The sequence below is a fragment of the Microthrixaceae bacterium genome (assembly GCA_023957975.1).
Taxonomy (GTDB): domain Bacteria; phylum Actinomycetota; class Acidimicrobiia; order Acidimicrobiales; family Microtrichaceae; genus JAMLGM01.
The window spans coordinates 144,098-158,729 of record JAMLGM010000009.1; the positions used below are offsets into that span (position 1 = coordinate 144,098).

The 14,632-nt window shown below is 65.2% G+C and carries 15 protein-coding genes; 8 read left to right on the forward strand and 7 right to left on the reverse strand.

Annotated features, from left to right (window positions below):
- Positions 1–39 precede the first annotated feature (39 nt).
- Together M9952_13400 and M9952_13405 are read right to left on the reverse strand one after the other, a co-directional pair.
- Positions 40–555 (reverse strand): pyridoxamine 5'-phosphate oxidase family protein, encoded by a 516-nt coding sequence (locus M9952_13400; GenBank protein ID MCO5313921.1) that lies wholly within the window; start codon positions 553–555, stop codon positions 40–42.
- Between the two features lie 66 nt (positions 556–621).
- Complete coding sequence (locus M9952_13405; GenBank protein MCO5313922.1) at positions 622–1,416, reverse strand: hypothetical protein; 795 nt, start codon at positions 1,414–1,416, stop codon at positions 622–624.
- Between the two features lie 73 nt (positions 1,417–1,489).
- Here M9952_13405 and M9952_13410 point away from each other — a divergent pair, with 73 nt between their 5' ends.
- From M9952_13410 to M9952_13425, 4 genes are all read left to right on the forward strand, one after another.
- Complete coding sequence (locus M9952_13410) at positions 1,490–1,984, forward strand: hypothetical protein (GenBank protein ID MCO5313923.1); 495 nt, start codon at positions 1,490–1,492, stop codon at positions 1,982–1,984.
- A 73-nt stretch (positions 1,985–2,057) separates the two neighbouring features.
- A complete protein-coding gene (locus M9952_13415; GenBank protein ID MCO5313924.1) occupies positions 2,058–2,534 on the forward strand; it encodes a hypothetical protein in 477 nt (158 codons plus the stop codon).
- Positions 2,531–3,088 (forward strand): RES domain-containing protein, encoded by a 558-nt coding sequence (locus M9952_13420; protein ID MCO5313925.1) that lies wholly within the window; start codon positions 2,531–2,533, stop codon positions 3,086–3,088. The genes M9952_13415 and M9952_13420 overlap by 4 nt, the downstream gene beginning before the upstream one ends.
- A gap of 288 nt (positions 3,089–3,376) precedes the next feature.
- The gene (locus M9952_13425) at positions 3,377–4,711 is read left to right on the forward strand and encodes an IS1380 family transposase (protein ID MCO5313926.1); all 1,335 of its coding nucleotides are present in this window, start codon (positions 3,377–3,379) and stop codon (positions 4,709–4,711) included.
- A 174-nt stretch (positions 4,712–4,885) separates the two neighbouring features.
- Here the strand turns inward: M9952_13425 and M9952_13430 are convergent, their stop codons facing one another.
- The gene (locus tag M9952_13430) at positions 4,886–5,428 is read right to left on the reverse strand and encodes a hypothetical protein (protein MCO5313927.1); all 543 of its coding nucleotides are present in this window, start codon (positions 5,426–5,428) and stop codon (positions 4,886–4,888) included.
- 751 nt (positions 5,429–6,179) lie between these two features.
- The gene (locus tag M9952_13435) at positions 6,180–6,956 is read right to left on the reverse strand and encodes an SDR family oxidoreductase (protein ID MCO5313928.1); all 777 of its coding nucleotides are present in this window, start codon (positions 6,954–6,956) and stop codon (positions 6,180–6,182) included.
- 76 nt (positions 6,957–7,032) lie between these two features.
- On the opposite strand from M9952_13435, the gene M9952_13440 reads away from it, so the two are divergent.
- Complete coding sequence (locus M9952_13440; GenBank protein MCO5313929.1) at positions 7,033–7,482, forward strand: VOC family protein; 450 nt, start codon at positions 7,033–7,035, stop codon at positions 7,480–7,482.
- Here M9952_13440 and M9952_13445 read toward each other — a convergent pair.
- The gene (locus tag M9952_13445; GenBank protein ID MCO5313930.1) at positions 7,479–8,180 is read right to left on the reverse strand and encodes an rRNA methyltransferase; all 702 of its coding nucleotides are present in this window, start codon (positions 8,178–8,180) and stop codon (positions 7,479–7,481) included. The two genes, M9952_13440 and M9952_13445, sit on opposite strands and share 4 nt — an antisense overlap.
- A gap of 17 nt (positions 8,181–8,197) precedes the next feature.
- On the opposite strand from M9952_13445, the gene M9952_13450 reads away from it, so the two are divergent.
- Together M9952_13450 and M9952_13455 are read left to right on the forward strand one after the other, a co-directional pair.
- Positions 8,198–8,653, forward strand: a complete 456-nt coding sequence (locus M9952_13450) for a CbiX/SirB N-terminal domain-containing protein (GenBank protein ID MCO5313931.1) — start codon at positions 8,198–8,200, stop codon at positions 8,651–8,653.
- 150 nt (positions 8,654–8,803) lie between these two features.
- A complete protein-coding gene (locus M9952_13455; GenBank protein ID MCO5313932.1) occupies positions 8,804–10,303 on the forward strand; it encodes an HNH endonuclease in 1,500 nt (499 codons plus the stop codon).
- Positions 10,304–10,447: 144 nt separating this feature from the next.
- On the opposite strand, the gene M9952_13460 is transcribed toward M9952_13455, so the two are convergent.
- The gene (locus M9952_13460; GenBank protein MCO5313933.1) at positions 10,448–12,022 is read right to left on the reverse strand and encodes an alkaline phosphatase D family protein; all 1,575 of its coding nucleotides are present in this window, start codon (positions 12,020–12,022) and stop codon (positions 10,448–10,450) included.
- Positions 12,023–12,274: 252 nt separating this feature from the next.
- On the opposite strand from M9952_13460, the gene M9952_13465 reads away from it, so the two are divergent.
- Complete coding sequence (locus M9952_13465; protein ID MCO5313934.1) at positions 12,275–13,489, forward strand: amidohydrolase; 1,215 nt, start codon at positions 12,275–12,277, stop codon at positions 13,487–13,489.
- 6 nt (positions 13,490–13,495) lie between these two features.
- On the opposite strand, the gene M9952_13470 is transcribed toward M9952_13465, so the two are convergent.
- A complete protein-coding gene (locus tag M9952_13470) occupies positions 13,496–14,623 on the reverse strand; it encodes a hypothetical protein (protein ID MCO5313935.1) in 1,128 nt (375 codons plus the stop codon).
- Between the last annotated feature and the right edge of the window lie 9 nt (positions 14,624–14,632).

Genomic DNA, 14,632 nt, shown 5'->3' on the forward strand with positions numbered 1-14,632 from the left:
ACTTGGTGCGTCCGCCTCTCGACGAATCGCTGGAAGCTCTCAGTAGTCGGTGTCGAGCTTGCGGTGGTCCCAGCTCACGATCTTTTCGACGTGCAGCTTCACGCAGAACCGTTTGTTGGCAGCGAACTCCGCGGCGAAGGTGATGGCGCCGTCGTCCGGGAGGTCTTCGTAGCGGGTGAGCACGGCCTTGCAACTCTCGACCACGGTCGCACGGTCTTCGAGGATCTCCACCCGTCCGACTAACTCGACACCCTGCAGTTCGTTGTAACGGTCGCCGGCCTCGACGATGGCGGTGAAACGGTTGTCGCGCTGGAAGTTCTTGATCTTCTGGCTCTTTGCGAAAGTCTCGATGACGATCTCGCCCCCGCCGTGCCCGTCGCCGAAACCAACCGCACGGTCCCACACGTTGGTGGAGTCAAGGAACCCGTACCACATGGCCACGAGGTGGATGTTGCCGTCGGGACCGTAACTGGCGAGATTCATGGTTCGGCGTCCACCGAGAAACTCGGAGACCTCGTCGGGGTTCATGCGGATCAGGTCGCGACGTCCGGCCATCGGGTCTCCTTCAACGTCTTGTTGGCGCGGGCTGCGCCTCGTCGGCAGCCTACCCAGTTCGCTGCTTCAGAACCGAAGGAGCTCCGGCGCCAAAGCGGCGGTCGTCAACGTCGTCACGGCGTGCGGCTCGATCGGACCGCCGGGTCCGACCACACGGTCGGTCATCGTCCATTCGACGAGATCCTCGGCGAGTTCCCACGGCTCGTCGACGCGCTCCCAGCGAGCGATCAGCGCGTCCCAGAGGCGTTGGGGCAACATCCGTCCAACGCCGACCGTCGCCCACACCTCGACGCCGGCACAACGGGCGACTGCCGCAGCGGAGGCCGACGCTGCACCGAAGAGCCCGGCGTCTGGGCCTCCGGCCTCGCATTCGATCGCCACGATGTCGCTCGCCCGAACCGCAGCGGCGAGACCTTCGAGAGGAACCAGGAGAACGTCGACACCACGATGGTCGAGGAACTGGTGTAGGCCGGCGGACTCGCGCCCGGTGTCGACCACCATGACTCGCCCGCTGCCTCGACGGGCGAGTGCTTCGCCGATCTCCGGAGGCCAGCCGACCACGAGTACCGTCACCTCGGAGTCGAGCGCCTTGGTGAGCTCACGAGCGGTCGGGTCGTCCTCGATCTCCTCGCTGAGCGCAAACGCCTCGCGGGCCCCATTCGGGGCGGTGAGCACCCGCCCACCCATCCACCACATGGCCCCGGCGGTCGGGTGGTGGGCAATCAGCCGTTGCACCGCGGCGACCATTCCCGCCGGATCATCCGCGAATGCCGTCAGCGCCCGGGCCGACTCGGCGACGATTGTCGACTGCGGTGAGCCATCGGCTCGAGCCACGTAGCGAAGCCGTTCGATCGGGTGCATGCCCGGATCGTAGCGCCGCGACCCTCCGTGCGAATCTGCCTCACCCGGTGGAGGTGGGCTATCTTTCGATGTCGTGACGACCCTTCCTGCCGATCTTGTGATGCACCCCCTGGGTGGAGAGGACCGCACCGCCGAAGCGCAGTTGACGCTCTTCCATCTCGTGGCGGTCGTGTTGGACCCCTATACCTACGAGAGTTCCTGGCTGCTCGACGCCGCCGCACGCGTGCTCGACGAGTTTTCGGGGGCCGATTGCCGCACCGCCTGGGTCGTCGCTGCGGACGAGGACGGCGCCAAGTCGTTCCTTGGCGACTTGGCCACTCGTCATCTCACCTTCGCCGACCCCGACCGGGAGTTCGTCAAGGCGATCGGGGCGAATCACCTGCCCGCACTGGTGCATGTCGCGCTCGACCGTTCGGTCGTCGGGCTGGCCGAAGGATGGAATCCCGACACCTGGCAGCCGATCGTCGACAACCTGGCACGCATCATGAGCTGGAACGCCCCGAAGGTGTTGAAGTCCGGCGATCCGGCGCCCTACCCGGGCACCCCAGCGGTCCCCGAAACCGTCTGACCTCCGTCGGCCCTACGGTCGACAGGTCCGGCGCGACCCGACCAACGTTCACGCTGATGCACTCCTGACTGCAATGACCTCGGCGCGCATCCTTGCCCTCCCCGAAGCCAACGCCGTACTGGCCCAGCGACGCAGTGTGCTGCGAAATCGCCTGCTCACCGACGGAGCGTTGTCCAACAAGGACATTGCCGCATTGCGCGGTATCACTGAAAGCAGCGCTCGCACCTTCGTCGCGCGAGAACGTGACCGCCACCGCCTGTTCACCGTGAGACACGACGGCCGCACACTCGTCCCACAGATCCTCCTCGATATCGACGGGGATCTCACCGCCGTGACTCAGGCCGTGGAGACACTCGCGCCACTCGGCCTCAACGGTTGGGAACTGTGGTCGTGGCTGGCGAGCCCATCGGGGTGGCTCTCAGGCGACGTGCCGGCGGAGGTGTTCGCCACCGACCCCGAGCGCGCCATGGCGGCAGTGCGGGCGTACGCCGCCGAACTCTCCTCCACTGAACTCTCCGCGACTGAAACCACCGTCACCGTGGGTACATGAACGCACCTGTGGAAGTGGTCATGCCGCCGTGCCCGCATCCACAAGGCTGCCCCGTTGCCGTCGACCGTTTCCAGCAACTCGCCACCGCACTCCTCGAGACGGTGTTCCACAACGCGTCATCGACCGCTGGAGCAAACGTGATCGCTCACCGCGACCTGCACGGGCGACTCCACGCCCAAGTCCTCCCTCCGCGAGAACTCCTGCTTATCGACCTACGCGACAGCGAGTTGGCACGCCTCGGTGTCCAGCGTTCACAACTGACCACCAGCCCAGCGGAGCACTACCCCTGCACAAGGACCGTCGCGCAAGCCATGCACGGCTACGACGGTGCCGTCGACGGCATCGTGTGGCATTCGAGGCAGGCGGAACAGCAAGGCTTCGGCCAGGTCGAGGCAGCGGTCGTGTTCTGCGACCGCGTTGGATCGTCTCGTGCGTCCTGGGCGCTCGCCCGATCTCAAGACGCGCTTGGGTCGCTGCGCGAGGGCGCGGGGCTTGCTGCCGTCAAGGCAATCGCAGTCGATCTGGGATTGACGCTGACCGGCGATGAGTTCTGAGGCGCGACGAATTCAGGCACCAAACCGACGACCGTTGCCGGCCCTTCATCCCAACGCTTCAAGCCGACCGAACGCCTCACTCTCTGACGAGGCGTGAGCCAAACACGCGGGGCTGTGACCGAACGGGCTCTGCAAGCTCTCCCGGTAACGGCACGCTGGCGATCTCAGCCTTGATCCACCGGTGCGTCTCGTGGGGTGAGGTGTGCGCGTCCGCGGAAAGTGCCTCCAGGACTGGAAGAATGACGGTTCTCGACGCCGTTCAAACACCCATTCCGGAAGGCACTTTCTGTGAGCACATCTTCGCACAACATCGACCGGATCGACGCGCTCTTCGATGACCCGAACTCGATGTCGAACGCCGGGATGATCCTGGTCGGAACGCTGATCCGAAAGCTCGGCCTGAAAGCGTTGATCAACGAGTGGGTCCGCCTCGACTCAACCCAGCCGGGCGCCGCGTCACCGGGACGGAAAGTGTTGACAATGCTATGCGCGATCATCGCCGGCGCAACCCACATCGACCACGTGAACATCCTCCGCGCCGGGTCGACACGACGGGTGTTGCCGTTCCGGGTGATGGCCCCCTCGACGATCGGGACATTCCTGCGGACGTTCACGTTCGGTCACCTCCGACAACTCGACGCTGTCGCGGACCGGGTGTTGGCCCGTGCGTGGCGACTCGGCGCCGGGCCAGGCAGTGACCCGTTAGTGATCGATGTTGACTCCACCATCGCCGAGGTTCACGGCAAACAGAAACAAGGCGCCGCGTACGGGTACACGAAAGCCCTCGGCTATCACCCGCTGCTCGCTACCCGCGCCGGGACCGGTGAGATCGTCCATGCCCGCATGCGGAAAGGGTCCGCCAACTCAGGGCGTGGTGTTGTGCGTTTCGTCGACGAGTTGGTCGCCCGGCTGCGCCGGGCCGGCGCCACTGGTCAGATCACGTTGCGAGCCGATTCGGGGTTCTGGTCTTGGAAACTCGTCGACATCCTCGATCGTCACGCTGTGTTGTGGTCGATCACCGTCACTCAACACGCCTCGATTCGTGCTGCGATCGCGCAGATCCCCGAGGACCGCTGGGTCGATATCGACTACACCCTCGGCGGCAAAGCCCAGGTCGCCGAAACCAGCTACACGACCGGCCGCGGCAACAAGACCCGGACGGTTCGACTCGTGGTGCGGCGCACCCGCCTGGTCGGCAAACAAGCGGACCTGTTCCCGAACTGGCGTCACCACGCGTTCATCACCAACACCACCCGAGACGCTGTCGCCACGGACGCGTTCCACCGCAACCATGCTGTGGTCGAACTCGCGATCCGTGACCTGAAAGAAGGCGCCGGGCTGCAGCACTGCCCCTCAGGGCACTACTCCGCTAACACCGCCTGGCTCGCCTGCGCCGTGCTCGCCCACAATCTGAGCCGCTGGACCGGCCTCCTCGGCGACACCAGCGCCGACCGTGTCGTGTTGACCCACGCCACGATACGGACCCGTCTGATCGCCGTTGCCGCGACGCTCGTGAACCGCTCCGGACGGCCCACCCTGCGGCTCCCGCTCAACTGGCCATGGGAACAGCAGTTCACCGACACGCTCACCGCCCTCCGGGCGCTGCCCGCCCCCTCGGGCTGAACGCCAACCCAACGGTCGGCGCACCGCAGAACCACCCCGACGCGCTGACAACCCCGACACCCACGACCACCAGCTTCGACACGCCCCGAACCACGCCAGCGCGGCCGAAACACCCGACGACGACCACTCGCTGCCGTCACCGCCGCCCCATGAACCGGATCCGTGGATTGAGGCTTAGACGCCTCGGGCTTCGCCGCCGATCGCGGCTGCGATCTTGGGGGCAATCTCGGCCGAGTTTGCGATGCCGTCCTTCGAATTGAGGGTGAGGACAGCAATACCGGATGCGACGTGGACACCGCCGAAGGTGTCGCTCACTTCCTGCCAACGTTCGCGCGATTCGATGGCAGGAAAGATGAGGATGCCGGCGTCGTAGCCGTTGACCGTGATGTCGAACGATGCTTTCGCTCCCGACATCTGGACCTCCGTGCGCACCGGTTCGGTGTATTCGATTCTGAGGTCGGTGAGCGCTGTGGTGAAGAGGTCGACCCCTGTCTGAATGTCTGAGATCGGAGCGGTTTCGGGTGTCGTTTCGGGTGTGGTCGTCTCTGGGACGGCGCTCGTTGACGGGTCGGCTGCGCTGGTTGTCGATTCGATCGCAGCTGCGGTGGTCGGTGCTGTTTTGGCAGTGCCGGTGTCGCTTCCGCTGCACGCGCTAAGTCCGAACAGTCCAGTGGTCGTGGTCGCGATAATCGCGACAGTAAGGCGTTGAGTCTTCATGGTCCCTCCAAAGGTTCCGTCGATACCGATCACGGTATCGGCGGCTTCCGCGTTTCGGTCGAGTGTCGTATTCGAAGTTGTTGCCGCACCGTGAGCACCGTGAGCGGGAACAAAACCAAGTCCAAGCAGTCCTTACGCGTGGCGACAGTAACGATGTCGGCATCGCTTGTGCTGATTGTTTCAGGGTGCCGAACAGGTGCCGTCGACCACGTGGTTGATGGCGACACCCTCGATGTCAACGGTCAGCGCGTTCGGGTCGTTGGCATCGATACGCCTGAGCGAGGGGAGTGCGGTTTCAAAGAAGCGAAGGAGCGTGTCGGGCAGTTCCTCGCCGGTCGAACCGGAACCGTCGTCGTTCTACTGTCGCCTGTCAGGCTTTGTGGCAGGGGTAGTTAGTTGTGTTCTAACCCTCTGATGAAGGGCTGAAATGTGGCTCTCCTGACCCAAGTGTGGGTGGGTGATTGGCCGGAGTCCGTGTCGTGGCAGGGTTGTGGTGTAGTTGGATGGGTCCGCGTGACGCGCACGGGACGGGATCAGACCTTGAGGTGTCGAATCCATCTCATTCTGGAGGTCCCACACCCGTTCGTGCCACCACAGCACTCAAGCGACTCTTGCGTCCGGACGGTGTGATCGCAACTGACGTCGAGAGGGAACGCTGATCAAGACGACTGGGGGCAATCACCCGCCGCGAAGCCGGAGCCGTTGCAGTGCCTGCCGCCACCCGCGTGGCCCGACAGATCGACCAAAACACTCAGCGGGCGGTCCAACCCCCGTCAACGGCCAGGATCTGACCCGTCACATAGGTCGACGCGTCGGAAGCGAGGAACAGCAACGCACCATCGAGTTCGTGTTCCTCCCCGGCACGACCCATCGGCGCGTTGCGGCGAATGAACGCCATCGAACTCTCGTCGCCGAACATGTCCTCCGCGGTCATCTCGCTCATGAACCACCCGGGGGCGATGCTGTTCACACGCACCCCCTTGCGCCCCCATTCGGCGCCGAGCTGGCGTGTCAGGTTCACCACGGCACCCTTCGATGCCGTATAGGCGGCCTGCTTGATCGGGGCGGCCGCGACCAGGCCGAGAATCGAACTGATGTTGATGATCGAACCCTTCCCACGTTCGATCATCGGTATGGCGATCTGTTGGCTCAACAGAAAGAGCGAGTCGATGTTGACGCGCATTTGCCACCGCCAGTCGTCCATCTCGAACGTCTCAGCCGCGGTGTCGCCACCGACACCGGCGTTGTTCACCAGCACGTCGACCGATCCGCGAATCGAGTTGGCCTGCTCGGCGAGAGCGATGACTTGGTCATCGTCGCCCATGTCACACGCGACCGGCACGATGCGGTCGTCGAGCCCGTCGCGTAGGGCCTCGAGCCGGTCGAGTCGGCGGGCCGCTACCACGACCGTCGCGCCGGCAGCGTGCAGGACTCGGGCGAAACGATGTCCCAACCCCGACGACGCTCCGGTGACGACAGCGACGCGTCCTTCGAGGGAAAACAGGCCGGCGACATCAAGCTCTTCCATGGTCCGAAGGCTACCGCCCGAGCTACTACCCTCGGCCTTGCGCGTACCCCCTGACGCTGCTGGGAGTAACAACGAAATGAGTGAGCCGGACCTCGGTTTGTCCCATATCGCGCTGCCGGTGCGCGACCTCGATGCGAGTATCGAGTTCTACCGACGTTTCGCCCGGTTGGACGTCGTTCATCGCCGCGAGGAATCGTCCGTGAGCGACGCAGAGTCCGGGAACCCAGTCGGCGGACGCGTCGCCTGGATGTCCGATCTTCTGCGCCCGTTCGCGATCGTGTTACTGGAGACCGACACCGGCGCCGGTCGCGGACAACTCGGCGGTTGGGCGCACCTCGGGGTTGCGTGCGTTTCGGTCGACGACGTCGACCGTCGCCTCGTGGAGGCCGCCCAAGCCGGGCTCACGATCATCGGTCCGTGTGCCGACGACGAACCGGTCGGCTACTGGGGCATCATCGTCGACCCCGACGGCCACAATCTCGAGCTCTCCTACGGGCAACGGGTGGGTGACGCCATCCGCGGCTAGGAGCGCCCCGCGTCGGGGCCTGCGTCGAGGCTTCGGTCGAGGCCTGCGTGGCGCATGAGCCACAAGTGCATGGCAATACCCGACGCCACCCCTGCGTTGATGCTTCGGGTCGAGCCGAACTGGGCGATCGAACACGTCATCGCAGCGGCCTCCCGCATGACCTCGGACAACCCCGGCCCTTCCTGCCCGAACACCAGCACACAGCGCCGCGGAAGCTCCGCCGTCTCGATGGGGACCGACCCGGGAAGATTGTCGATCCCGATAATCGCCAACTCAGCGGTGCCACACCACGAAGCGAACTCGTCGACCGTTGCGTGGTGACGAACGTGCTGGTAGCGATCCGTCACCATCGCCCCCCGTCGGTTCCAACGCTTCTTACCCACGATGTGGACCTCGGCCGCCATGAAGGCGTTGGCGTTGCGAACGACCGTGCCGATGTTGAAGTCGTGTTCCCAGTTCTCGATAGCGACGTGATAGGGGTGCCGACGGGTGTCGAGGTCGGAGACGATCGCATCGAGTCGCCAGTACCGGTACCGATCGATCACGTTGCGGCGGTCGCCGGTGGCCAGGAGTTCGGGGTCGTAGTGCTCGCCGGTCGGCCAGGGCTGAGGGTGCGGACCGACACCGATGTCATCGTTCGACGCCGGAGCGTCGCCGCCGTAGTGGTGTTCGCCGTCGACCGGCTCCGGCAAAGTCACGTCCTAAGGTTGTCGCGGTGAACGACGATGCCGCCAACGAGCCCGCCGACGGCCCGGGCGAACGTGTGGAGTTGGAGCCGGGGATCGACGGCGCGGCCAAGCCCGCACCGGGCGCCGAGTCCGAGGCCGTCATCTTGTTCGCACACGGAAGCCGCGCCGCCGAGGCAAATGAGTGGCACCGGCGCATCTGTCGCGAGCTCGCCGCTCGTACCGGGCGCCGTGTCGAGCCAGCCTTCCTCGAACTGGCGATGCCGGACCTGCGCGAAACAGCGCTCAACCTCTGGCGTGAGGGCTGGCGCCGAGCCGTGGTCGTGCCCTACCTGCTGGCTCCAGGTCGCCACGCACGAGAGGATCTGCCCGCGCTCGTCGACGCCATCAACGCCGAACTGGGCCGCGAGATGGTCCGCCTGAACCCGATCTTCGGAGAGGACCCCGCGCTCCTCGATGTGCTGGCGGGTCAGATCAGCGCGTGAGGGGCCGGTGGTTTCCCAACCGGCCCCCACACTCCCCAGTGCCGCGACGATGAGTTCTTCGACGCGACCGGTGGGCGACTCAAGAAATTCTCCTGAAATTCGAGTGGCGACGGATCTTCGTTGTCAGGGGTCTCGTTTAAAGTCATACATATGTTCGAGGGCTTCGACAGCGAACTGAATAACCTGGGTTCCGGGATCGACGATGTTGCGGTCCTGTTCGAGCTGCAACGCCGTTTGGATCTGCACATGATCGACGCGCTCGGGGAGTTGGATGCTGTTGGGATGACCGACGTCGTCGAGGGCCTGTCCACCAAAGCGTGGGTGTCCAAGACCGCCCGCTGTTCGGGGGTGACCGCGGCCCGACGGGTGTCGGTGGCTCGGGCGGTGCGACGCCGGTATCGGCCCGAGGTGTTGGACCGGCTGCGTTCCGGTGTCGTCGGGTTTGATCACCTGGTCGTGATCGGACGGTGGTCGAACCCGCGTATCGAACCCACCTGGTCCGACAACGCCGGACCAATGCTCGACCTCGCGGAGCATTTGACGTTCGCGAAATGGGAAAAGGTCATCGCCGCGTTGGCACGCCTCGTCGACACCGACGGCACCGAACCCGCCCCACCAGCAGAAGAATCCTGGCTCGACCTACGCGACATCCACGGCCCCGACGGTGTCATCGGTGTGGAAATCGTCGGAGAGTTCTTCGGCGACTACGCCGAAGTCGTCCGCCAAGCCATCAACGACGCCACCGCACGTCACCGCAAACAGGTTCGAAACGACGCTGAACAGTTCGGCGGGTCACCGACAACATCAGAATCGCAGTTGCGGGCCAAAGCGTTGATGGACCTGTGCCGGTTCGGCACCCAGTTCACCCTGTCGGGCAACTACCGGCCAGGAACCGCAGAAGTGTCAGTGATTCTGCAGGCCGACGAACACGGCCAACCACGCGCGTATTCGCCTACGGGCGATCCACTCACCGCGGACGTGATCGAACGGATGATGTGTGACCCAGAACTCCGCGCTGTGCTGTTGGACTCGTTGGGCCAACCGCTCGATGTCGGCCACTCCGTGCGGCTCGCCACCGACGCTCAACGCGCCGCGTTGGCGGCACGCGATGGGGGGTGTTGTTTCCCCGGCTGTGATGCACCCGCACACCACACCGAAGCCCACCATGTTCGCCATCACCGCAACGGCGGTGCCACCGCGGTGAACAACCTGGCGTGTCTGTGCCGACACCACCACGGACTCGTACACCGCGTCGGATGGGCCATGCACATCACCACCGACGGATGGACCCTCTACACCCACCCCTGTGGCATCACGATCTGGGGTCAACAACACGGTGTTCAACGCCAAGGCGCCATCCCCGAAGAACTCGCGGCAGAACCCGAACCCCCGGCCCGACCGAAGGTGAAAGTCCGCGGCGGAACCGTCGATTTGGGCGAAGCGATCGACACGATCCGGCGCCGCTACGACCGCATGGCCGCCACCCCCAACACCCGCATGTACCGACCCCACGACGCCCGCCGGTCAAGCACAGGCCGAGGCTCGGGCAGGACCGGACGAACCGGAGGAGCGACGAGGGCCCGGCGCCCCACAGTCGGGCAACTCTCACTCACCCCGACCAAACCACCCCAACCACCGATACGCCAATGAACCGGCAGTGACCGAAACGAGCGATGCACCCTCAAGGGGACGAACCCTGTCAACCCTGTCAACGGCCCCGCCCGGGGTGTGTTGGCGCGCCCGCACACGGTGCCGGTGCTGGTGCTGGTGCTGGCGAGTAGGAACTGCCGGGTATCAGTACTCGCTGAAGTACTCGCTGAAGGACATACCGTCGGTCACGCTGGCGTACCGTTCGGTCGCCAGCGTGCGGCGGAACTGCACGTCGAGGCGCTCCGGCGTCGCTCGCACAACCCCATAGCCGTTGTGACGAAAATCGACGTAGTCGAACCGTGGAATCCACTGCACGGGGCCCGATTCAAGGAACCGCCCGAACTCGGGGGTGCGCAAGATGTTGGGAGTCGTCGACGAGATCGAGCCGGTGACGTACTCGGTCGCGACGACCGGCGAGGCCTCGTCCTCCATATCGAGCCGTTGCCGCGCCCGCCAGAAGCTGTGGATGTCGCCGGTCAGCACCGCGATCGAGTCGACCGAGTTCGCGTGCCAGTGGTCGAACAGCAACTGCCGTTCCCAGAGATAGGAGTTCCACGCGTCCATGTTGATGAACAGGCCTTCGTTGCGAGGAAGGTCGGGGAACAGTTTCCGGATGCCGGGTTCGTCGAGATCGATCGCCCGCGTCGGTGTCATCATCACCGGGTTGCCGAGCAGCTTCCAGCGAACACCCTCGGCTTGGGCCTCATCGATGGTGTCGAGCAGCCACCCCCGCTGCTCCTCTCCCAGCATCGACCGGCCGGGGAGTTGCGCCTCGCGGACCACGTCGCCGATTCCGACGATGGGGGGCTTGGTCGAACCCTGAAAGCCGTTCGCCCCGCGATCGCGGTACTGGCGACTGTCGAGCATCGGGATCACGGCGAGGTCGCCCCAGCGATAGGAACGGTAGACGCGTGTACCGTCGATCGGCATCACCGGCATGTAGTCGAACCACGCCTGATACGACGCTGCGGCCCGCTCGGGGAACTGCAGCATCGAGAAACGGTCGCAGTCATTGAACAGTTCGTGGTCATCGCGAACCGGCACGAACGGATGCGCGGCGTGGCCGTCTTGGAGCGCCGGGTCGCTGCGATACATCCGATACTTGGCCCGGTACTGCTCGAGCGTCGTGGCCTCGCCAACGCTGTCGACACGAGCCGACAACACCGACGTGCCGCTTTCGTAGATGTAGTCGCCGAGCCACAACACGGCGTCGACGTCTTCGGCGGCGATCCCCTTCCAGGCGTGATACCAGCCATTCGCCCAGTTCTGACACGAGGCCACGACCACCGACAGCGACCGCACCGCAGCGCCCGGACTGGGAAGGGTCCGAGCGCGTCCGACCCGGCTGGCAACGCCATCGACGTCGAAGCGGTACCAGTAGGAGCGGTCGGGTTCGAGGCCCTCGACGAGCACCTTCACGGTGTGATCCCGCGACGGATCTGCGCTCGAGGACCCCCGCCGAATCACCGTCGACATCGCCGGGTCGGTGGCGATCTGCCAGCTGACGGTGGTCGTACCAGCGGCCTGGGTCGGGTCGAGACGGGTCCACAGCACGACCGCGTCGGGGGCGTGCAACCCGGACATGACTCCGAGGGTGAACGGCGTCCCGTTCGGCGGCGGCACGTAGTTCGCGGCACAGCCGCTGGCGATACCGAACACGACCGTGCCCACTCCCCCAGCCCCGACCCGCAACAGATCGCGTCGGTTCAACTTCGTCACTGCGCCCCTCCCGGTCACCTCAGTACCGTCCCTCGGTTCCATTCCCCGTACGGGCCTGGCCACCGGATTCGGGGGACAGACTCGCACCACGACGTTGACCCCGAAGTCGTGGCGGCGTCAAGCGCGTCCCGGTCGGAGTCGGACGACGCCCCTGCAATGCAGCGACGTCGTGGCGACGCCGCACCCTCACGCACCCAGCGCGCGGTGAATGCGCGGTTGGCCGCACGGTCGACTGCGCACCAAGCTGGAGCGATGAGCGATGCCTCGACCACTGCCACAGGGACGCTTCGCCCCTTCGACGCCGACAACCACTACTACGAAGCCCTCGACGCGTTCACCCGCCACCTCCCCGCGGGATGGGAGCAGCGTTGTATCCAGTGGGCCGACATCGGTGGGCGCAAATACCACGTCGTCGGCGGCAAGGTGAGCTATGCGGTGGTCAACGCGACGTTCGACCCCGTGGCGAAACCGGGCGTGCTAGCGGAGTACTTCCGTGGCAATCCGAACGGTGACGACCCGATCGAGTTGTTGAAGGCACGCGAGCCGATCCACCCGTGCTATCGAGACCGCGAGGCGCGCATCGCCCAACTCGACGAGCACGGACTCGATGCGGTGTGGATGTTCCCAACGCTCGGGATGATCTACGAGGAGCAGTTACGCCACGACCCCGAGGCCGTGGCGGTGGCGTTCAAGGCGTTCAACCGGTGGGTGCTCGACGACTGGGGCTTCAACTTCAAGGACCGGATCTTCGCGGCGCCGTACATCAGCCTCGCCCGCATCGACGCGGCGGTCGACGAACTCCGGTTCGCGCTCGACCACGGGGCGACGACGGTGGTGATGCGTCCCGCGGCGACGACCACCGCTGGCGGGATGCGGCCACCCACCGCCCCCGAGTTCGATCCCTTTTGGGCATTGGCGAACGAGGCCGGGATCACCGTCGTCGTGCATGCCGGCGATTCGGGATACAGCTCCAACGGCTACGCCGACGACGGGTTCACCTCCAACTTCAAGGGTGGGGTTCCCCAACCGATCAAGTTCACCCAACTCGAACGACCGATCGAGGACTTCTTGGCATCGCTCGTGTGCGATCAGCACTTCGCCAAGTTCCCCAACCTGCGCATCGCGTCGGTCGAGAACGGGTCGGGGTTCCTGCGCGGGCTGTTCTCCAAGCTCGACGCCACGGCGAACAAGATGGCGGGCTGGTTCGCCGATCACCCCGTGGATGCCTTCAAAGAGCACATCTGGATCAACCCGTTCTGGGAGGACGACATCTCCGAGGTCGTCGATCTGGTCGGCGCGGATCGGGTGCTGTTCGGGTCGGACTGGCCTCACATCGAGGGCATGCCCGAACCGCTCGACTACCTGCGCGAACTCGAAGGGCTCGCGAACGAGGACGTTTCGAAGATCGTGCGCGGCAACGTCGTCGAACTCAACTCCCTGCGCCCGGTTCCGCCTACGCCACGGTGAATCCACCTACGCCACGGTGAAGAAGTCCGTAAACCCGGTCGGTGCGTGAGCGCCGATCGTGCCGTGTTCGAGCAGGCCCCACCCCTCATGGGTCGCTCCCGATGCCTCGGTGAGCACCGCTCGCCCAACGTGGTCCACCACGCCGAAGGGAAGCCGACCGAGCACCTCGGGGTCGGTCATGTCGGCCACCACGCCCTCGGCCCAGTTGCGGCCGCGCCATTGGCCGTGTCCCCAGTCGGGGTCGCCGCCGTATCCGGGGCCGCTGTTGAGCGCCACGTACCCGAGCGACTCGCACACCATCGTCATCGGCGAGCCATCGACATCGCGTAGCGACACCTCGACCTGTTGAACATCGCGGCTGCCGGGGCGATAGGTGTAGCGGAACTCGGGCCACCCGAGCAGCTCTCGACCTCGATCCGAGCCCGGCCCCCACACCCGTACCGCATCGCTGAGCGAACGGATCCCCGCTCCGTCCTCCTGGGCGATCACCACGACGGTGAAGTCGTCGAATCCAAAGGGAAGGTAGGTCCACCAGAACCCGTAATGAGGGTCTGCCTCGGCGGCGGAACGACCGGCCGGCTCGGGCTCACCGACCGGACGGATCCCCCACGAACGGTCTCGGGTCCCGATCCATTTCTCGGGATCGACGGTGATGGTTCGGCCCTCGACGCGGATCTCTCCCGACCACGTGCCGACTTGGGCGAACCGTTGAGCGTCGAGGATCAACCGGCCGTCGTGGCGAAGCTGATGCGGGGCCTCGTCGACCACGGGGAACATGCCGTTCCAGGTCAGGTCCACTCCAACGCCGTGAGCGTCGCTGTCGGACACGATGCGAAGCGTCCGGAGCGGTTCGACAACCTCGATCCGGTACGGACCAACGCGTGACTCGCGGTTGCCGTCATGCGCGTCGGAGAACCGAACCGTGTGTTGACGATCGCCGATCCGCACCGTCACGAACGCGTCGACGACTCCGAGGTTGGGGTAGATACCGAGCCCGCTGATCACGAAGATGTCGCCGGTGCGGTCGTGGGCGTTGAAGTAGTAACGGTCGTAGAAGTTGCGATCACTCGACGCGACGAACTCCATCGAAACCGGAGCCTGGTGATACGGAAAATCGTCGAGCGCTACAGCCATGGCTCACGG

Coding starts and splice junctions, on each gene's coding strand:
- M9952_13400 (MCO5313921.1), bottom strand. CDS start 555: ATGGCCGGACGTCGCGACCTGATCCGCATGAACCCCGACGAGGTCTCC.
- M9952_13405 (MCO5313922.1), bottom strand. CDS start 1,416: ATGCACCCGATCGAACGGCTTCGCTACGTGGCTCGAGCCGATGGCTCA.
- M9952_13415 (MCO5313924.1), top strand. CDS start 2,058: ATGACCTCGGCGCGCATCCTTGCCCTCCCCGAAGCCAACGCCGTACTG.
- M9952_13420 (MCO5313925.1), top strand. CDS start 2,531: ATGAACGCACCTGTGGAAGTGGTCATGCCGCCGTGCCCGCATCCACAA.
- M9952_13430 (MCO5313927.1), bottom strand. CDS start 5,428: ATGAAGACTCAACGCCTTACTGTCGCGATTATCGCGACCACGACCACT.
- M9952_13435 (MCO5313928.1), bottom strand. CDS start 6,956: ATGGAAGAGCTTGATGTCGCCGGCCTGTTTTCCCTCGAAGGACGCGTC.
- M9952_13440 (MCO5313929.1), top strand. CDS start 7,033: ATGAGTGAGCCGGACCTCGGTTTGTCCCATATCGCGCTGCCGGTGCGC.
- M9952_13455 (MCO5313932.1), top strand. CDS start 8,804: ATGTTCGAGGGCTTCGACAGCGAACTGAATAACCTGGGTTCCGGGATC.
- M9952_13465 (MCO5313934.1), top strand. CDS start 12,275: ATGAGCGATGCCTCGACCACTGCCACAGGGACGCTTCGCCCCTTCGAC.
- M9952_13470 (MCO5313935.1), bottom strand. CDS start 14,623: ATGGCTGTAGCGCTCGACGATTTTCCGTATCACCAGGCTCCGGTTTCG.